Consider the following 1,034-nt stretch of genomic DNA (forward strand, 5'->3'; position numbering starts at 1 on the left):
AACATCTTTTTTCCCGATGCGCATGTTCGCTTAGACACTGAAATCTACATTGAAAAAGGTGCACAGTTTTGGGGTTGGGAGATGCACTGTTTTGGTCGGCCTGCACAAAATGAGGGATTTGAGCAAGGACACCTGGTTGGGAAAACCGAAATCTACTTAGATAACAATAAATTGCTCACCGAAGGTTTTAACTTTCACGGCGGCGATAAGTTAATGATAAATATGGGGTTATTAAACTATCCGATGATGGGGACCTTCTATATTACTGCGGATGAGCCACAAGATTTAGAGTTGGTACAGAGCTTGCTCTTATCTATTACACAGCAAGCTTCACTGCAACCTGTTCATTTTGGTTCATCGAGTAAGTCCTCATTAATTATGGGCGTGACACAAATTGAAGGGTTGATTGTGATCCGAGCTTTAGGTCATTGGAGTGAAGACATACTCCAAGCCTTTGGACAGATATGGCAAGCAACGCGTTCACACCTATGTGGCTCCACCCCTGATTTACCAAGGATTTGGGCGACTTAGCGACCTGCCCATTTTTGTACCGAGGGTAGACTTCCAGCCCTCGGTACTTTTTTTCGCTTGCTGTGCGAAAAATTAACTTAGTTCAGAAGGAAAACGGGCTAAGTACCTAGACGAACAGTGGGCAAGTAAATGGAATTAACACCAAGAGAAAAAGACAAACTCCTCATCTTCTGCGCAGGTATGCTCGCGCAGCAGAGAAAAGACAAAGGCTTAAAACTTAACTATCCAGAGTCCATCGCACTGATCAGCAGTGCCATTCTCGAAGGCGCGAGAGAAGGAAAAACCGTCTCCGAGTTAATGGATTTTGGACGTACTCTTCTCACCGTCGATGATGTGATGGAAGGCATTCCCTCTATGATCCCCGACGTGCAAGTCGAGGCAACCTTTCCTGATGGCACCAAGTTGGTGACTGCTCACGAACCTATTGTGTAAGGAGAGTTCAATGGCCAGTTCCAATTCAAACTACAGCGGGTTTGTACCAGGAAAGATAGAGACCGCACCCG

At 45.6% G+C, this 1,034-nt stretch carries 2 protein-coding genes; both read left to right on the top strand.

The features are described from left to right. The coding region (locus KIV40_RS31715; RefSeq protein ID WP_285353292.1) for an urease accessory protein UreD at positions 1 to 531 on the top strand (531 nt) is incomplete at its 5' end. A 129-nt stretch (positions 532 to 660) separates the two neighbouring features. Next, positions 661 to 963: an urease subunit gamma gene (gene ureA / locus KIV40_RS31720; protein ID WP_285353294.1), complete on the top strand. Its 303-nt coding sequence runs from the start codon at positions 661 to 663 to the stop codon at positions 961 to 963. Positions 964 to 1,034 lie beyond the last annotated feature (71 nt).

It is taken from the genome of Vibrio sp. D173a (genome assembly GCF_030248475.1).

Bases quoted from the DNA above. Each gene is read 5' to 3' on its own strand.
- ureA (WP_285353294.1), top strand. From the start codon at position 661: ATGGAATTAACACCAAGAGAAAAAGACAAACTCCTCATCTTCTGCGCA.